Genomic DNA, 16,284 nt, shown 5'->3' with positions numbered 1-16,284 from the left:
GAAGGACCATCAATGCAGCACATCAAACGTAATACATCCGCATTTAAGCTCGCCGCCTCAGCGTTGGCGATATGTGCGGGCACGCAAGTTTCAGCACAGGATTCCGCTGCAGATGCAGCGGCGAATGACGCGACAGACAATAACGTCATTGTGGTTACAGCGCAGAGGCGTGCTGAAAACATTCAGGACGTACCGGCTGCGGTCACCGCGCTTGGCGCAGCCCAGCTCGAAAGCCGCCAGATTGCAGATGCAAACGATCTGCAGGCGCAAATTCCAGGCGTCGTCATCTCAACCGGAACGGGAACGGCGTCTTCCGCTCGGATCTTTTTCCGCGGGGTTGGCGAAGACGAATCGCGCGGAGCGATCGATCCGGCAGTCGGGATTTATGTAGATAATGTCTATCTAGGCCGGACTGTTGGTTCATTGGTTGATTTGGTCGACGTTGAACAAGTCGAGGTTCTTCGTGGCCCGCAGGGGACACTGTATGGCCGTAATACCAATGGCGGCGCGATCAAGTTTACGTCAGTTCGCCCGCAGCTAGGCGACACTTCGGTTTCGGCAGACTTCGGCTACGGTAACTTTGACCGCATTCTGGCGCGTGCGACGGCTAATTTTGAGTTGGCAGACAGCGCAGCCTTTCGTGTGACGGGTCTGTACAAGGAGCGTGATGGCTTCCACACACTCAATCCGAACGGTGATTTTGCTGATCTGGCGGGCACCGAAGTGGGCGAAGAGCAAGTTCTGGCTTTCCGCGCTAGTCTCTACGGAGAAATGAATGAGAACTGGACCGCATTGGCGATCTTTGACTACACCAAAGATGACAGCCAGCCAGTGCCAAGTTCGATCGCCGCGAGCAGCACCAACCCGGCTATCATAACTGACGTTGATGGCGACATCTTCACAGTTGAGCCTGCCGCCGGTGTGACGTGCTCAGCATTGACACCCGTGAACTTCCAGCCAATCGGATGTGTCACAGACTTTGACAGCAGCGTCGAAGCCTATGGCGCGTCGATCCAGCTGTCTGGTGAGTATGACAACTTCACGATAACATCGATCACCGCGTTGCGGGCGCTGCAAGATGATCTTTCAAGCTTCATCAGCTTCCCGTTTTTCCAACAGACGGAGCAGGATCAGTTCAGTCAGGAATTCCTGCTGAATTCGACGTTTGACGGGCCGTTCAACTTCACAGCGGGCGCGTTCTACTACACCGAAAATGTGGACCTCGATTACATCTTCGTGTTCCCGTTTGAAAACGATGTTGAAACCGAAAGCTTCTCACTCTTCGCGCAAGGAGCATTCGAAGTAACCGACGCCCTCACTGTGACAGGTGGCCTTCGCTGGACAAGCGAAGATCGCGAATTCGAAGGTAATGCCGGCGGACCGCTGGCAGGCTTTGGTTCCGGGATCACGGGTGAGGCTGACACAAACAATGTTACGTGGACCGGCAAAGTCGACTATTCGTTTACAGACGACATCCTGTTCTATGCATCTTATTCAACAGGCTTCAAATCGCCTGGTTTCTCGCCGGACTGCTTCAGCCCGGCAGCCTGCTTTCTGCCGGTAAATGAAGAGCAATTGGATAGCGTTGAGGCTGGCCTTCGCACGCAATTCTGGGATGGCCGCGTAACCTTCAACGCCACCTATTTCTATAACGATTACCAGGATTTGCAGATCAGCGGCACCCTTCCAACCGGCGGGTTCACACGAATCAATGCGGGCGAGGCGCGTATTCAGGGTGTCGAGGTTGAAGGCAGCATTGAGCCAACAGATGGCTTGACCATTTACGGCAATGCCAGCTGGCTCGATGCGGAATATCAGTCACTAAACTTTGCGCAGGCTGGTTTGCTTTCCGGCAGCACCACGACCACTCCGGGCCCTGCGTGCGGCAATGTGACGGCCACGCCCAACACCCCCGCATTCGAGCAAGCGATTATCGATTGTGCTCTGGGGCTCGACCTTAAGAACGCTCCGGAATGGAAAGGCCTGATCGGGTTCAATTATGAATTCGAGGTTGGCGATGGCGAAGTATTCCTCGGCGGCGATGCTGCGTATGAAGATGCGACATTCGGATTGGTCGCTAACGTGCCGGGAACCAAGCAGGACCCTGGTGTCCGTGTCGACGCGCGCGTTGGCTATCGCACTGATCGCTGGCGGGTGACCCTGTGGGGCAAGAACCTGACGGATCGTGAGTACTTCCGCGCGAACACCTTTGTTGGCGGCAACCAGAACCAAGTCTTCGCGGCGCCGCCGCTCACTGTGGGTGTCGACGTCGGTTTTACGTTTGATTGATGTGACAAAGCCTTTTTGGCGCAGATGCCGGTCCCTGCTTGCAGGGGTCGGCATCTCGCTTTTGGCGACTGTCGGCGCGCAAGCACAGGGCGCTGCTGATAGGGGTGTTGCACCTTGGACTGAAACAGTCGTTTCGGTAACAGAGTTTGAGCCTGCGACGCGCCTGTTCCGTCATGCGGGCGGCTGGCGGCTCGTGGTTTCAGGGGCTCTGAATGCAAGCGAAATCGACTATTGGCAGCTCGCAGACTCAGTCACAGGATCATTCGAACGCTGGTGTGCACCTGCGGCTGATACGGGCTGTATTCGCTTTGTGAGACTGTCGGGTGTCGCGCAGAAACCAATCCGTCCGGCAGCAAGACCTTGGGACACGGGCGGCATTTATTCAATCATGGTCAGAACCGACAGCGTGCCTAAACTCTACGCAGAAGCGCTAGAGCTGGGCTGGTGGGCTGAAAGCCCGCCGATCCGGTTTCAATTTGGTGCGTCTGACTTGCGAAATGTCGTTTTGACCGGACCGCACGGAATACACGTCGCCGCTTATGAGCGGATCACACCAGACTTCACCGCTTTTCCGCTCGTACCGGATCAGCCAAGGCTTCAATGCCATGCGGATGGTACGGAACCACCTGGCTGCGCGCGACTTTTATCGCGATTTGTTAGGGTTCGGTTTGCTTTTCGATAGTGACCAAGAACCCGAAGAACCAGCGTTTTCCAATCTCAGCATCCCGCTCAATTTCACGCCTGAGATCAAACGCGCCGCTGCTGCTCTCCAGCCATCACTGCCCGGCGAAACCGGCAGAGTTGAGGTGATGCAGATCACCGGGTTCACCGGGCGCGATCACTCTGCGAATGCCAGCCTGCCCAATCTCGGCATCATCAGTGTTCGTTATCCAGTAGCAGATTTCGCAAACTACCGCGCAGATTTACAGGCCAAGGGTGTTGCCTTTGCTTACGAGGCCGAGGATGTTGTGATTGACGGAATTGGCACGGTCGATCTTTTCGCAGTGCGCGATCCAGACGGAAATTTGACGGAGTTCTATAGTGACAGCGACTGACGCTCACACAAAATTGGAGAGCGGCGAGTTCTCGAAAGGTTGGACGATCCTATTCGCGGGCGTCCTTGGCGTGGCATGCGGTGCCTCCCCCATCCCGTTCAATGTGATTGGTTTTACGGTCGAGCCACTGATCGAAGAATTTGGCTGGTCCCGCACTCAAATCCTTTTCCCGATCACGATTTTCGGCGTGATCGCCAGCCTGCTAGCTCCCTTTTTCGGCTCGCTTGCGGATAAGCACGGCGTACGGCGTGTAGCTTTGTGGTCTCTTGCCGCATTCGGCTTCTCATTCGCAGCTATCAGCCTGACACCAACCGCGGCTCGCCACATCAACGCTCTATGTCTACTACGCACTTTGGGTGCTGGTAGGCCTCGTCGGGATCGGATCGACACCCGTGACATGGAGCCGCGCGATCAATCTGTGGTTTTTCAAGCATCGCGGGCTCGCGCTCGGCATACTCCTCTTGGGCACCAGCCTGGCGGCTATTGTCGTGCCAAAGCTCGCCGTTTGGGCCATCGAAACACAGGGCTGGCGCGCTATGTTCGCGATTGTCGCGACCCTGCCGCTGATCGTCGCTCTACCGATCGCATATTTTCTTTTCCGCGAACCGCGCCCTGACGAACGACCAAAGGCCATTAAAAGCGCAAGTGGCAAGCTGACTGGAGTCGCTCTGGGCACAGCGCTCAAGGATTATCGCTTCTGGCTCATCTGGCTCTCCATCGCGATCATCGCGACTGCGTTTGGCGGTGCCTTCATCAACATGCCAACGATCTTGGGCGATCGCGGAATCAGTCAGCAGGGCGCCGCAAGCGTTATGGGGATTTTGGGGATCGGCATTCTGACGGGGCGTATCGCAACCGGCGCTCTGCTTGATCGTTTCTGGCAGGGCTATGTCGCATTCCCGTTGCTTTGCTTACCAGCGGTATCCTGCGCAATTTTGCTAGGCGGCGACGTCACTTTCACAATGGCCGCACTGGCCGGTTTCCTGCTCGGTTTTGCGGCAGGCGCAGAAAGCGACCTGATCGCGTATTTGACCGTACCGCTATTTTGGCATGGCCAATTACGGTAAGATCTACGGCATGCTGTATATGCCCTTCGGCCTGTTCAGTGCATTGTCACCGATCATCTATGCCTATGTGCGCGACACGACGGGCAGCTACGATCCGATCCTGCAAGTTGCGCTGTTCGGCTTCGTGATCGGCGGCGGCCTGCTACTGTTCTTGGGCCGCTACCCGACAGACCTGCCAGAGGATGATAGTGATAGCGCCCCCGCCCTATCCCCCCAACCGGAGACAGCCTGATGGCCACTCTTGCCGAAACCACTCTTGCCGACGCACTCGCCGCCTCGGGTGCAGACGTCCTCACCGACGAAACCAGTCTCGATTTCTACGCGCATGACATCTATTCTCGAGGCGCTGATTTGGCCGCCGTCGTAAGGCCCAAGGATAAGCATCAGCTAGCCGCAGCGGTAAAAGCGGCCACGGATGCTGGGCACCCGGTTGCCCCGCGTGGCGGCGGGATGAGCTACACTGGTGGCTACACGCAGGATGCCCCCGGTGCGGTGCTGTTCGATCTCGGACAGATGAACCGCGTGCTGGAGGTCGACGACATCAATATGACCGTCACGGTAGAGGCGGGATGCACTTGGGCCGCCCTGCGTGAACGGCTCGCACATCACAAACTGCGCACCCCGATGTGGGGCACATTGTCAGGCCTCAAGGCCACGATTGGCGGCGGGATGAGCCAGAATGGCATTTTCTGGGGCACCGGTCGCCACGGTTCAGCCGTGCAAAGCTGCAACGCGCTGGAAGTCGTGCTGGCTGATGGGACCTTACTTGCGACAGGCAAGAAACACACTCGCCCCTATGGCCCCGATCTGACCGGCTTGTTTCTGGGCGACACTGGCGCGTTGGGGATCAAAGCGACGGTTACACTGCGTCTCATCCCAGAGGCGGACAATCATGGTTATGCCAGCTTTGCCTTTGACGACGCGGCAGGCTGGTTTGCCGCAGCTTCCGAAATCGAAAGACGCGGAATTGCCAGCGAATGCTTCGGTTTCGATCCGTATCTCAACGCGATCCGGATGAAGCGCGACAGCCTGACCAGCGACGCCAAGCAGCTCGTTGGAATGATGAAAAAGCAGGGCGGCGTGCTGAAAGCGCTCAAAGAAGGCGCAAAGGTCGTCGCCGCAGGACGAGACTTCCTGAAAGACGCAAACTTCTCTCTCCATGTGCTGGCTGAGGGTCGCATTCAAGCCGCCGCCGATGCCGACATCGAGATCGCGCGGCAATTGGTCGCGCATTATGGTGGTCGCGAAGTCGAGAATACGATCCCCAAGATCATACGTGCAAACCCGTTCGGCCCGCTCAATTCCATCCTGGGCCCTGACGGGGAACGTTGGGCACCCATTCATGGATTGGTGTCTCACGGACGCGCAGCGGAGTGCTTTGCCGCATTTGAGGCGCTGTTTGCCCAGCATGCTGCCGAGATGAAGGAGCTGGGGGTGCATTACGGCACTCTGATCTCTTCGGTTGGCGGGGCAGGCATGATTATCGAGCCTTGCTTATACTGGTCCGATGCGCGCAATCCGGTGATCGAAGATACGATCGAGAAAGCCCATCTGAAGAAGCTGCCCAAACTGAACTCTAATGCAGAGGCATGGGAGCTGACTCAGAAACTCAAAAAGGCCATCGTCGATATCTTCTTCGAACATGATTCTGCGCATTTCCAGATCGGCTCGAACATATCGCTATCGCGACAGTTTGGAGCCGCGCGCAGATGCACTGCTGAAAGCTACGAAGGCTGAGCTTGATCCGCGCGGGCTGATGAACCCCGGTTCGCTCGGCCTGTAATCTAAGGTAATCGCAGCAGTCATGAACACAGATACCACGTCCCCTGCCCCTTACGCAGCTGTTGCGATGCAGTTAACTGCGCGTGCGGTGGAACCGCTGAGTGATGAGGATGCGCGCGCCGCGATGCTCAGCCACATCGCTGAGATTGAGACACGCATCCGCGCCTCGTCGATATTCATTGCGCAATATGCAGGCGCTCCGGTGAAGCTGGCCGTTCTGCCGGAATATCTCTTCACCTCTTACCCAGGCCCAATCTCGCCAAAGGACTTTGCGCGAAAGGCAGCGTGGGATGCGGATGGCCCGGAATATGAGGCGCTTGGCGGCATAGCGCAAAGGCTGGGCATGTTTATCGCGGGCAACGCCTATGAGCGTGACGCGGCCTTCCCTGATTTCTATTTTCAGACAAGTTTTGTGGTCGCACCCAATGGCGACACCGTGCTGCGCTATCGTCGACTGCTCTCAATGTTCGCACCCAGCCCGCATGACGTGTGGGACGCATATCTCGACCACTATGGCATCGACGCGGTGTTTCCTGTTGCTGATACGGATATCTACCGGATCGCGGCGATCGCAAGCGAAGAAATACTCTATCCGGAAATCGCACGAGTGCTGGCCATGCGCGGCGCGGAAATTTTCGCACACTCCTCCAGCGAGATTGGCTCTCCACTCGCCACCCCCAAAGACATCGCCAAGCAGGCTCGCGCTTTTGAAAACATGGCTTACGTTGTTTCTGCCAATACGTTACCGGGATCGCTGGCACCGGCCTCCCACTCGCCAGTGCAGATGGAAATAGCCGCGTGGTCGATTACCGTGGCAAGCTGATGGCACAGTCTGGCGACGGAGAAACATTCACAGCCTTCGGGACGCTCGACATCGGCGCGCTGCGCGCCGCGCGCCGAACGCCAGCCATGATCAACTCGCTCGCCCGGCAACGCCCTGGCCTGTTTGCGGATGCCTATGCTGCCAGTGCGGAAGCGTTTCATCGCAGCAATGGCATGATGGAAAACGGAACGCCCACGGCACCTGAACGTGATTATTTCAAGCGTGCGCAAGAGCTTGTGATCGAGCGGCTTGACGCCGCCGGGCTGATTTAAGCCGGGCAAAGTTTGGGCAAGGATCATCTGATGGAGCATCGCCGATGAAGCATAGAAACGTCCGCGGCAAAATCCGCTATTCCTCGGTCAAGCCCGGTATGGAAGGGCAGGAACGGGGCCGTGAGTGGTTCAATTTCTCGCATCATGCCGACGGATCAGTCATTATGACTGCGCAATGCGAAATTGAGGAGCCTGATCCAACCGTTCTGCGCAATATCACCTGCCACATCGGCCCTGATCGCAAACCGAAAAACTTGCTGGTCCATCTTACGCTCGGTGACGAATTTCTTGGCTCTGGCTGGATGGCATATGATGCAGATACCAATCAGATCATTTGCGAGAGCCATGGTCCGACGATTGGCCGCAATTCGGAAACTCAGGAAGCTGGCGAATTCGACGCCTTCGGAACGCACCCGGTTGTCGGTGATGGCTTTACCACGCGGTTGATGGACATCAGCAAAGGTCCACACAAACGCAAGCTGCGCTTCTTCCTGCCCTCACCCGATCATCGCGGTGCCACACCGCCGCAGATAGCCAGTCTCGAAATGGTGATGGAATATGTTGGCGAGGAGGAGAAGACGGTCGAAGCCGGCACCTTCCAATGCCGCCGCTATCGTTATGTCGATGACAGCGACGACGGGATGGGTGGCACAAGGCACCCTGATTTCGACATGTGGGTCACGGCTGACGAGGATTCCATCCTCGTTTACGGCTCCATCGACGGCTATATGATGAATAGGTACGAGCTGGTCGAACTGGACCGCTAGATCATTGGTCGACTTGCGAGACCCGATCAGTCGGAAACTCCGCCACATAGGCGTTATCGCCCACCTTGCCGAGCATATCATCCCTTAACGGAGCCTCTGGATATACCCGCACGCTGTAATCGCCCGCGCTCGGATTCAGACGCAAGGGCAGGATCGTTTCCTGATAGGTCTTGCTGTACCAAAACGCCCTTGCATTCTCGAGACACGGAAAGCGAACCGTGATTGTGGTGGCACGCGGATCATCCGTTCCCTCAAAGATGGCCAGGGTCTGCGGGATATTGAGGTAATATCCGCCTAGCTCTTCGTAGATTTTGCTTTCGGCAAGCGCCCGCGCATAGGTACCCATTCGCGCGCGATCTAAGGTGAGACCAGTGACCACCATCACGACAGGCTGATCGCATGTCGATTGAGGCGGTGGACCCAAACGCTCACCCGCAACAGGTTGCACAGCGGCGAGCACCGCCAATGGCATGGCAACAAAGCTCATCATGGCGTAATCCTCGTTTCATCACATAATGTCCGCTTCCACGGCGTGTCGCCCTTGAACCATTGCCATGTGCGCGCGCGGGTCTGCGCTCCCGGCATCAAATTGATCATTTCGACATAACAGGCACCGGGCACATCCAGCCGATCAAGTCGCAACATGATGGTGTGTTCGTGCGTTTGCCAGCCATAGCCGGAAAAACGATCAGTTTCCCAAAGGATGCGATTCCCCTCCAACCTGCCGCCAAACTCATACAGCGCTTCGCGCCCATCGGCCCAGCTAATCCAGTTATGCTGGATGTAGTGCCAATCGCCAGTGTCGGGGAATTCGCAATGGGTTTTGACGCGTCGCTCGTCGAGCAACTGGCCATCGCAGTCAAAATCTCGATAGGATCCCTCCCACCAGCCATCGTGATCAAGCATAGCGGGCATGACCGCTCCCAAGTCGGCGCGATTTCCCATCAGCGATGTCCCTCTGCGTACATGGCGATTGTTGCGGCATCCCCGGTTTGACGGATCATAGCCTGACGTCGCAGGAAGCGTAGCATTCCACTATCGCCCATACGGCTCGGCCCGAGACCTGATGCCTTGCGGGATTCGTTGGTTGCGTCGCCGACCATGCTGGTAAGCGCTCCATCTTGCAGGCTGATTGCACCGGCCTCCAGACGCGCACCTATGCTGGCGGCCTCTTCAAGCGACCCGGCCAGCACCGCCGCAGCGAGGCCAAACTCAGTGTCGTTCGCCTGCACAATGGCATCATCCAAAGCGTCAAACACCGTGACCGGCAAAACGGGCCCAAAGGTCTCTTCCTTCATCACGGCCATTTCGGGCGTGACGTCAGTCAGCACGGTAGGTCGCAGATAAGTACCGCCACCCAATTCCTCGATTTGGCCGCCGGAAAGGATTTTAGCACCCTTGGCAACGGCATCATCAATCTGCGCCTGCACTTTCGCACCCTGAGGCGGGAATATGAACGGTCCGATATGCCCCTGATCAGAGTTCGGATAAGTAATTGCGACGTCCGCCGCCTTCGCCACCAAAGCATCGAGAAACTGCTCCGCGATGTCGCGCGCCACAAAAATGCGTTCGATGGACTGGCATGCCTGCCCCGTTGCGACGATGGAGCTGCGCAACGCGACACCAGCTGCCCATTCAGGGTCAGCGTTCGCGGTGATGATCATTGGGTCCTTCCCACCCAGCTCCAAATTGGCCGGGATCAGCTGGCGGGCCGCAGCTTCTGCAACTTTGCGCCCGGTGCCGGTCGAACCTGTGAAGCAGACATAATCGACCTCTTCAATGAGCGTCTGGCCCACATTCGGGCCACCCATCACGTAGGCCAGTGGCAGTTCAGGCAATTCGTCCAGGACAGGCTGCATCGCGGCGACCCAACGCGGGGTAACTTCAGATGGCTTCACCAGCGCAGCGCAGCCCGCCATCAGCGCCGGAACAGCATCGATATGGCTGAGAATAACGGGGAAGTTCCAAGGGGCGATTGCACCGAACAGCGGGTACGCGTCAAACTTCGGAACAATCTCGATACCCGGCGTCGCAGATGGTTCAGCATCGCTCGGCAAGTCCGCGAACAGCTCCGGACCACGCGCGGCCCATTTGCGCAGGTTTCGCGCCAGTCCCTCCACCTCGATCCATGCCACGGCCTTGCGGGCTGTATCCACGCTCAGCGCTTCGGCGATTGTCGGTGCGTTAGCCTCTACAGCATCGGCGAACCTGTTGAGAACGGCGGCACGCCCCTCAGGCCCTAGCCCTTCCCAATGCGGTTGCATGTCACGCAGACGAGCTGCCTCAGACGCGATCTCCGCTCGCGAGCTTTCCGCAAATTCATAATCCTGCTTGCCAGTGCGGGGGTTAAATGCCTTCACTGTTGCCCCTCCCATCTCTCGACAATGGCTGATCCACTCGCGAACCAACTCTCCTCGCGCTGCACCAATTCAGTCAGCAATTCCTCCAGCGCCTCAATCCTAAAAGGCTGCCCCATTATGTACGGGGTCAATTGCATGGGCAGCAGGCGCGCACTCGATTGTGCAGCCGCCTCCGCCGCCAGCCAAGCGAAGCTATCGCGCATCATCTGTGCCCAAGCCTCTGCCGAATGCTGCTGCACCGCGACGATCTGGCGATCTGACAAGTCAACACTGAGCGGCACATTCACCAGGCCATTGTTGAAGCGCCAAGGCAGCTCGTCATTCACCCAGTCGCAGCAATAAGAAAGGCCATGCTCTTTGAGGATATCCACGGTCCGCCAACTCTGCGAACGCGCAATCGACAGCCAACCTTTGGGCTTCTGCCCCGTCACCTCTGCCAGCCGCGAAAGAGAATCCGCAATCAGCGCACGCTCGTCGCCCTCGTTCATGCTGCTGGCGATTGTTCCGTTCATATCGGTCGAATGCGCGATAATCTCATGCCCGCCGACCTTCACCGCCTCGATCAATTCGGGATAGCGCTCAGCAACCGCCGCGTTCACCGCAAAACTCGCAGTCACACCGGCCTTCACGAACGCGTCAAGCATGCGGAAAACAGCCACGCGATTGCCATAGTCGCGCACCGTATAGTGCCGATAGTCGGGATAAGGAGTAACCATATGACCCGGCGCGCGAAACGGCTCATCCGATGGCGTGATCGGGAAGTATTCGAGACTCACGCAAAGGAAGATCGCGACCGTCTTGTCACCCGGCCAGCGGACAGGCACGCGGGTGTGAATGTTTGACCACTCATACAGATCATGGTCGTATCCCTCACGCCGATGCGGATACTGAGTATATTCCTGCGGCAGGCTCATTGTTGCGCCCTCCAGCTATCGACAATATCGCCAGCTTTAGCCCTCCAGCATCGCGGGTCATTGGCGATATGGCGCAGTGCCTCTTCAAACGGGCCAATTCGGTGGGGTTGGCCGATAAGGTAGGCATGCAACGGGATGCACATGACCGTTCCAGACGTCTCGCCCTCTTCGGCCAGACGATCAAACTGCTTAATAAGACTGTCGGCATATTCACGGCCCGCCATGCCATAGACGTTGAAGCCATAGTGGTCGTTGACCTCGAGGCTGTAGGGTATCGACGCCAGCCGCCCTTTTGGAACCTTTACCTCCTGAACCTGATCGTCGTGATAGAGATCGCAGGTATAATCGAATTCATACTCCGCCAGCAGATCGAGTGTGCGCGGCGTGTGCGTGAGCGCCGGCGCCAACCAACCACGAATTCTCTGTCCGGTCGCATCCTGTACAGTCTTGATCGAGATCCTCGATGATGGCGCGTTCCTGCGCCTCATCCATGCCGTAGGAATAGCGCGTGTTGTAAATGCCGTGGCTGAAGAATTCCCAGCCGCGATCCACACCGTCCTGCACCACTTCCGGGTGATGCTGACACAGGGCCACTGACAGACTGACGGAGCCTGGAAAGCCGTGCTTGCTCATCACATCCGCCATCCGCCAATGGCTCACGCGGTTGGAATGATCGCGATAGGAATAGCCGACAACATCGGGATGCGGTTTTGCCCACGGCTTTCGATTGGGATTGGCAGGCGGATCTATCTCGTAATATTCGAGATTGGGCGCGACCCACACCGCGCAAGTCTTCCCCTCTGGCCAAACGATCTTCTGGCGGTCGTTATAGGGGTGATAGTCGTAAAGGCCGGGATCGGACGCGCCTTCTTTCATGTCTCAACGCGCCTCCAGCCAGTCAATCACCGTCTGTACCGGTTCAACATCGGCATATTTCAGCTGAAGGTCGGTGAGGTTTGCAAAATGATAACTCTCATGCTTATCCGCGCAGGTCTCAATCGGCACGATCGTGCGATAGCCATAGCTGAGCGAGATCGACCGCCGTTGCCCGCACACATCCGCTGGTCGAACCGCCCGTAACGACGACCGTATCGACCTTGTGAAAGGTCAGATAGCTGGCCAGAGGGCTTTCGAAAAAGCTGCTCGGCATACGTTTTGTGAATTGCAGATCATCTGCATGAACTTCGCAACGCGGATCATAGGCATGCCGTTCAGAATCGTATTTAATGTTCTGAAGTGAATCCTCTGTGTCCGTGCGCGTGCCCCACACCCCGGCATCGGCGGCATCATTTTTGTATGCGACCCTGCTCCAGATTACAGGCATTCCCTTTTCCCGCGCTAAACGGCTGATAGTATTGATATATTCAATCTGACGCGGATCGGTTTCATAGGCAGTCTTGAACATGTCTGTGCGCGTATAGGCCTGCTGCACATCGACATTTACAATCGCCAGCTTCTCTCCAAAGCCAAACTTTTTGCGGGCAGGGTTGGACATCACATTTTCGAAAAGTTCGCGAGCGGTCTTGCCCTCTTCAATCATCTTGGTGCCAATCATCTCGGCCATATCGATACCCTTCGATTCCTCTTTGACAGACGGTAATAAACAGGCCTAGAGGCTTGTCGAGCAAAATTTGTCCGGACAAATTCTTGAACACGATTACGCGCCATATACTGACGATCCCTGCTACCGGATCCAAGCCCGCAAGACGGGTGCATTACCGTCGTTGCGGCAGCGGCCCTATGCTGCTGATGGTTCATCAAAGCCCCCGTTCCAGCGCCGAATACGAGGCGCTGATGCGCAAATGGAGCGCCTCCTTCACCTGTATCGCGCCCGACACGCCAGGCTTTGGTCAGTCTGATCCGTTAGGTGGAGATCCAGAGATCGGTGACTTTGCCGATGCACTGGCAGAATTTGTGGATGCTCTCGGCGCGGGAAAATGCGCCGCTTATGGTTTTCACTCAGGCGGTATCATTCTGGTGACCGCGTTGAAACGCCATCCAGAGCTGTTTTCCTGCCTCGCTATTGGTGGGTATGCAATCTGGACGCAGGCGGAAATGGACCTGTTCAGCGACCGATATCTGCCCGAATGGCATCCCTCGGAATATGGCGAGCATCTGACCTGGTTGTGGAATCGGATGCTGGAGCAAAGCTGGTTCTTCCCATGGTTTGATACACGCGATGAAGCGCGTTTGAGTGTAGCTCATGCTGATCTTGCGCGGGTCAACCAGGCGGTCAGCGAAATGCTGGACGCTGGCAATGATTATCAGGCTGGCTATGGCGCGGTTCTGCGTGCGCCGCGTGATATCCCCTCGCCAGATGAACCTGTACCGCCCTGCCTGATCACCGCCTATGACGGCGATCCTCTACAGGAACATATCGACCGGCTTGGCGATATGCCGTCGAACTGGCGAGCTGAACGCGTCTCAACGCCGCAGGATCATCAGGACGCCAGCGTCGTGTTTCTGGCTGAGCATGCGGGTCTCGCGCCCTGCCCCGATCTGGCAGAAGATGAAAACGAAGGCTGGCTGGAGCTTGACGGCGGCCTGATCCATTGGCGCGGAGAGCACGGCGCAAACACACTCGTTCTCCATGGACCAGCCCAAGAGCTGATGGAACCAGAAGCGGGAACTTTGGCGATTGATGCTCCGGGTCATGGCCACTCTAGCGACTTCGACGATATAGAAGGCACTATTGAGGCCGCAGCACTCGCACTTGGAGCGACGACTATACGATGGCCGGAGACACCCGAAGGCGATCCGGACCTGCTCTACCCAGACCTGACACCTGATCGCTTTGGTTCGCATCTGCTACGAGCATGGAGCGCAGCACGTGCGGAGGCATTTTTCGCGCCTTGGTATGAGGCTTCGATAGAGGCCGCCCTGCCTGTCGCGCAAGAGGCCATCACTCCAGCTGCCATCGCATCACGCATGCATGCCCGCCTAAAGGCAGGCGATGCAGCCAAACGGTTTCACACTATTTTATCCCCCTCAAAAGGAATGAACTCATGACGAATATTCGCGAAGCGATGCCGTTGCTTGCCCGCCATGAAGGCGTTTGGGACGGCACATATAGTTATTTCAACGCTGACAATGAGAAGATCGATGAGCACGCCAGTCGCCTGCTCTGCCGGTTCCCGGACAGTGGCCCGCACCCCTACCACCAAACAAATCACTACACGTGGGCGAATGGCAAAAAGGAAATTCGCGAATTTCCAGCCGAATATCGCGATGGTCGCGTATGGTGGGATAATGACCTGATCCAAGGCTGGGCTGCAGAGGTTCCACTCGATGAATTTAACCGCACCGTGATGCTCTATTGGCAACGCACGGGCGATCCATCGTTATATCTTTATGAGCAAATCCAGATTTCTGATGACGGAAAGAACCGCTGCCGCACATGGCATTGGATCCGCGATGGAAAGCTGGAAACGCGCACCGCGATCCAAGAGGTCTTCGTGACCAAGGATTGGCGCTCTGTTGATGAGGAAATGAAGGCCACCGCGTAAGCATACGGCTTGACTGAATGGGATTTATGCCACGCACGCTGTTTGACAAGATCTGGGATGTGCACCGCGTTTCTGAAACGACCGGTGGTGCAACCCTGATCGCTATCGACAGAGTGTTCCTGCACGAACGCACCGGCGCGGCGGCGTTACGCAATATGGCAGAAAAAGGTCGTTTGGTGCGCGATCCCGCGCGGGTATTTGCCGTGATGGATCACATCGTTGATACGCGCCCCGGCAGGGGCGACAGCACTCTGATGACGGGTGGCGAGGCGTTCATCACCGAAACTCGCGCTGCCTGCAAAGAAGCCGGTATCACCCTGTTCGACGTGAACGACCGCGATCAGGGCATCGTCCACGTCATCTCGCCAGAACTTGGCATCGTATTGCCGGGCGTCACCCTGGTCGCGCCAGACAGCCATACCTGCACGCAAGGGGCTTTCGGTGCGCTTGCATGGGGTATCGGATCTAGCGAGGCCGAGCACGCCATGGTCACCGGCGTATTGCGGCTGGAGAAGCCCAAAACGATGCGCGTGCGGTTCGATGGCAAAATAGCTCCGGGCGTGACAGCGAAGGATATGGCCCTGCATCTTATCGCTACACACGGCGCGGGCGGCGGCGCTGGTCATGCCGTGGAGTTTGCCGGCGAGGCGGTCGAAGCACTCGACATGGAAGGGCGCATGACACTGTGCAATATGGCGACCGAATTTGGTGCTATGGCCGGCTTTGTCGCGCCGGATGACAAAGCGTTCGAGTACCTCGCCGGACGGCGATTTGCGCCCAGTTCTTTCGATGAGCCATACTGGCTCGATCTCAAAAGCGACGATGCCGCAGAATTTGATGCTGAGATTGTGATTGATGCCAGCGTCATTGCCCCAATGGTTAGTTGGGGCACCAGTCCAGAACAAGCCATGCCCGTTGATAGCGTCGTGCCCCATGGGCCAAAACGCGTGCACGAATATATCGCGCTGGAGGGTGGTCAGACACTTGCCGGAACAGCCGTCGATGTCACCTTTATCGGCAGTTGCACCAACAGTCGTATTTCCGACCTGCGCCGTGCGGCTGCGATACTTGAGGGGCGCCGAATCGCCCCCACCATCAAGAAAGCGATGGTGGTGCCGGGCTCGCTCAACGTCAAACGTCAGGCAGAGGCAGAGGGGCTGGATAAGATATTTCAGGCTGCTGGCTTTGAATGGCGGATGAGCGGATGCTCGCTATGTTTTTATGCAGGCGGTGAAGGATTTCCCGAGGGAAGTCGCACAATCAGCAGTACCAATCGCAATTTTGAAGGGCGTCAGGGTCCGGGTATCAAGACCCATATCGCCTCGCCAGAAACCGTCGCTGCGAGCGCCATTGCCGGCGTAATTGCTGACCCGCGTGAATATGCGCGCGAGGGGGTGAACGCATGACGCCATTCCCAACCCCACTGGTATCAATCGCCGCGCCTTTGAT

Annotated in this window: 20 protein-coding genes and 1 pseudogene; 13 read left to right on the top strand and 8 right to left on the bottom strand. The window is 57.2% G+C overall.

Annotated elements, in window-relative coordinates:
• The first annotated feature begins 12 nt into the window (after positions 1 to 12).
• From ACZ1GM_RS05360 to ACZ1GM_RS05315, 10 genes and pseudogenes are all read left to right on the top strand, one after another.
• A complete protein-coding gene (locus tag ACZ1GM_RS05360; protein ID WP_472678105.1) occupies positions 13 to 2,289 on the top strand; it encodes a TonB-dependent receptor in 2,277 nt (758 codons plus the stop codon).
• Positions 2,290 to 2,350: 61 nt separating this feature from the next.
• The gene (locus ACZ1GM_RS05355; RefSeq protein WP_472678104.1) at positions 2,351 to 2,971 is read left to right on the top strand and encodes a hypothetical protein; all 621 of its coding nucleotides are present in this window, start codon (positions 2,351 to 2,353) and stop codon (positions 2,969 to 2,971) included.
• Complete coding sequence (locus tag ACZ1GM_RS05350; protein ID WP_472678103.1) at positions 2,958 to 3,344, top strand: VOC family protein; 387 nt, start codon at positions 2,958 to 2,960, stop codon at positions 3,342 to 3,344. The genes ACZ1GM_RS05355 and ACZ1GM_RS05350 overlap by 14 nt, the downstream gene beginning before the upstream one ends.
• Positions 3,331 to 3,642: pseudogene (locus ACZ1GM_RS05345) on the top strand (MFS transporter); the annotation flags it as partial. The gene ACZ1GM_RS05350 and the pseudogene ACZ1GM_RS05345, both read left to right, overlap by 14 nt.
• Before the next feature lie 58 nt (positions 3,643 to 3,700).
• Positions 3,701 to 4,411: an MFS transporter gene (locus tag ACZ1GM_RS05340; protein ID WP_472678102.1), complete on the top strand. Its 711-nt coding sequence runs from the start codon at positions 3,701 to 3,703 to the stop codon at positions 4,409 to 4,411.
• Between the two features lie 10 nt (positions 4,412 to 4,421).
• The gene (locus ACZ1GM_RS05335) at positions 4,422 to 4,643 is read left to right on the top strand and encodes a hypothetical protein (protein WP_472678101.1); all 222 of its coding nucleotides are present in this window, start codon (positions 4,422 to 4,424) and stop codon (positions 4,641 to 4,643) included.
• Positions 4,643 to 6,148, top strand: coding sequence for an FAD-binding oxidoreductase (locus ACZ1GM_RS05330; RefSeq protein ID WP_472678100.1), 1,506 nt, complete (start codon positions 4,643 to 4,645; stop codon positions 6,146 to 6,148). The genes ACZ1GM_RS05335 and ACZ1GM_RS05330 overlap by 1 nt, the downstream gene beginning before the upstream one ends.
• Before the next feature lie 67 nt (positions 6,149 to 6,215).
• The gene (locus ACZ1GM_RS05325; RefSeq protein ID WP_472678099.1) at positions 6,216 to 7,016 is read left to right on the top strand and encodes a nitrilase-related carbon-nitrogen hydrolase; all 801 of its coding nucleotides are present in this window, start codon (positions 6,216 to 6,218) and stop codon (positions 7,014 to 7,016) included.
• Entirely contained in the window at positions 6,992 to 7,288 is a 297-nt protein-coding gene (locus ACZ1GM_RS05320; RefSeq protein ID WP_472678098.1) for a hypothetical protein, read from the top strand. Before ACZ1GM_RS05325 ends, ACZ1GM_RS05320 begins: the two co-directional genes overlap by 25 nt.
• 44 nt (positions 7,289 to 7,332) lie before the next feature.
• A complete protein-coding gene (locus ACZ1GM_RS05315; protein ID WP_472678097.1) occupies positions 7,333 to 8,055 on the top strand; it encodes a hypothetical protein in 723 nt (240 codons plus the stop codon).
• 1 nt (position 8,056) lies between these two features.
• On the opposite strand, the gene ACZ1GM_RS05310 is transcribed toward ACZ1GM_RS05315, so the two are convergent.
• From ACZ1GM_RS05310 to ACZ1GM_RS05275, 8 genes are read right to left on the bottom strand one after another with little or no spacing between them, the layout of a single operon-like run.
• Positions 8,057 to 8,545, bottom strand: a complete 489-nt coding sequence (locus ACZ1GM_RS05310) for a DUF1330 domain-containing protein (RefSeq protein ID WP_472678096.1) — start codon at positions 8,543 to 8,545, stop codon at positions 8,057 to 8,059.
• The gene (locus tag ACZ1GM_RS05305) at positions 8,542 to 9,000 is read right to left on the bottom strand and encodes a hypothetical protein (RefSeq protein WP_472678095.1); all 459 of its coding nucleotides are present in this window, start codon (positions 8,998 to 9,000) and stop codon (positions 8,542 to 8,544) included. The genes ACZ1GM_RS05310 and ACZ1GM_RS05305 overlap by 4 nt, the downstream gene beginning before the upstream one ends.
• Complete coding sequence (locus ACZ1GM_RS05300) at positions 9,000 to 10,415, bottom strand: aldehyde dehydrogenase family protein (RefSeq protein WP_472678094.1); 1,416 nt, start codon at positions 10,413 to 10,415, stop codon at positions 9,000 to 9,002. The genes ACZ1GM_RS05305 and ACZ1GM_RS05300 overlap by 1 nt, the downstream gene beginning before the upstream one ends.
• Positions 10,412 to 11,329 carry a polysaccharide deacetylase family protein gene (locus ACZ1GM_RS05295; protein ID WP_472678093.1) on the bottom strand — a complete coding sequence of 306 codons (918 nt, stop codon included), beginning with the start codon at positions 11,327 to 11,329 and terminating at the stop codon, positions 10,412 to 10,414. The genes ACZ1GM_RS05300 and ACZ1GM_RS05295 overlap by 4 nt, the downstream gene beginning before the upstream one ends.
• Entirely contained in the window at positions 11,326 to 11,736 is a 411-nt protein-coding gene (locus ACZ1GM_RS05290) for a polysaccharide deacetylase family protein (protein WP_472678092.1), read from the bottom strand. The genes ACZ1GM_RS05295 and ACZ1GM_RS05290 overlap by 4 nt, the downstream gene beginning before the upstream one ends.
• On the bottom strand, positions 11,681 to 12,205 hold the full coding sequence (locus ACZ1GM_RS05285; RefSeq protein ID WP_472678091.1) for a polysaccharide deacetylase family protein: 525 nt from the start codon (positions 12,203 to 12,205) through the stop codon (positions 11,681 to 11,683). The genes ACZ1GM_RS05290 and ACZ1GM_RS05285 overlap by 56 nt, the downstream gene beginning before the upstream one ends.
• Before the next feature lie 3 nt (positions 12,206 to 12,208).
• Complete coding sequence (locus ACZ1GM_RS05280) at positions 12,209 to 12,334, bottom strand: hypothetical protein (RefSeq protein WP_472678090.1); 126 nt, start codon at positions 12,332 to 12,334, stop codon at positions 12,209 to 12,211.
• Entirely contained in the window at positions 12,324 to 12,893 is a 570-nt protein-coding gene (locus ACZ1GM_RS05275) for a cysteine hydrolase family protein (protein WP_472678089.1), read from the bottom strand. The genes ACZ1GM_RS05280 and ACZ1GM_RS05275 overlap by 11 nt, the downstream gene beginning before the upstream one ends.
• A gap of 176 nt (positions 12,894 to 13,069) precedes the next feature.
• Between ACZ1GM_RS05275 and ACZ1GM_RS05270 the strand changes: the two genes are divergently transcribed.
• Genes ACZ1GM_RS05270 through ACZ1GM_RS05260 form a run of 3 tightly spaced genes read left to right on the top strand, consistent with a single transcriptional unit; the run spans position 13,070 to position 16,241 of the window.
• The gene (locus ACZ1GM_RS05270) at positions 13,070 to 14,338 is read left to right on the top strand and encodes an alpha/beta hydrolase (RefSeq protein WP_472678088.1); all 1,269 of its coding nucleotides are present in this window, start codon (positions 13,070 to 13,072) and stop codon (positions 14,336 to 14,338) included.
• Entirely contained in the window at positions 14,335 to 14,835 is a 501-nt protein-coding gene (locus ACZ1GM_RS05265) for a DUF3598 domain-containing protein (RefSeq protein WP_472678087.1), read from the top strand. Before ACZ1GM_RS05270 ends, ACZ1GM_RS05265 begins: the two co-directional genes overlap by 4 nt.
• A 26-nt stretch (positions 14,836 to 14,861) precedes the next feature.
• Positions 14,862 to 16,241 (top strand): 3-isopropylmalate dehydratase large subunit, encoded by a 1,380-nt coding sequence (locus ACZ1GM_RS05260; RefSeq protein ID WP_472678504.1) that lies wholly within the window; start codon positions 14,862 to 14,864, stop codon positions 16,239 to 16,241.
• The last annotated feature ends 43 nt before the right edge of the window (positions 16,242 to 16,284 follow it).

This window comes from Qipengyuania sp. JB2-7, from assembly GCF_055693485.1.
The sequence above is the reverse complement of the archived record's forward strand: the minus strand, read 5'-3'. Positions and strand labels throughout refer to the sequence as shown.

Coding starts and splice junctions, on each gene's coding strand:
- ACZ1GM_RS05265 (WP_472678087.1), top strand. CDS start 14,335: ATGACGAATATTCGCGAAGCGATGCCGTTGCTTGCCCGCCATGAAGGC.
- ACZ1GM_RS05260 (WP_472678504.1), top strand. CDS start 14,862: ATGCCACGCACGCTGTTTGACAAGATCTGGGATGTGCACCGCGTTTCT.
- ACZ1GM_RS05335 (WP_472678101.1), top strand. CDS start 4,422: ATGCTGTATATGCCCTTCGGCCTGTTCAGTGCATTGTCACCGATCATC.
- ACZ1GM_RS05275 (WP_472678089.1), bottom strand. CDS start 12,893: ATGGCCGAGATGATTGGCACCAAGATGATTGAAGAGGGCAAGACCGCT.
- ACZ1GM_RS05325 (WP_472678099.1), top strand. CDS start 6,216: ATGAACACAGATACCACGTCCCCTGCCCCTTACGCAGCTGTTGCGATG.
- ACZ1GM_RS05295 (WP_472678093.1), bottom strand. CDS start 11,329: ATGAGCCTGCCGCAGGAATATACTCAGTATCCGCATCGGCGTGAGGGA.
- ACZ1GM_RS05310 (WP_472678096.1), bottom strand. CDS start 8,545: ATGATGAGCTTTGTTGCCATGCCATTGGCGGTGCTCGCCGCTGTGCAA.
- ACZ1GM_RS05270 (WP_472678088.1), top strand. CDS start 13,070: ATGCTGCTGATGGTTCATCAAAGCCCCCGTTCCAGCGCCGAATACGAG.
- ACZ1GM_RS05360 (WP_472678105.1), top strand. CDS start 13: ATGCAGCACATCAAACGTAATACATCCGCATTTAAGCTCGCCGCCTCA.
- ACZ1GM_RS05330 (WP_472678100.1), top strand. CDS start 4,643: ATGGCCACTCTTGCCGAAACCACTCTTGCCGACGCACTCGCCGCCTCG.
- ACZ1GM_RS05285 (WP_472678091.1), bottom strand. CDS start 12,205: ATGAAAGAAGGCGCGTCCGATCCCGGCCTTTACGACTATCACCCCTAT.
- ACZ1GM_RS05305 (WP_472678095.1), bottom strand. CDS start 9,000: ATGGGAAATCGCGCCGACTTGGGAGCGGTCATGCCCGCTATGCTTGAT.
- ACZ1GM_RS05315 (WP_472678097.1), top strand. CDS start 7,333: ATGAAGCATAGAAACGTCCGCGGCAAAATCCGCTATTCCTCGGTCAAG.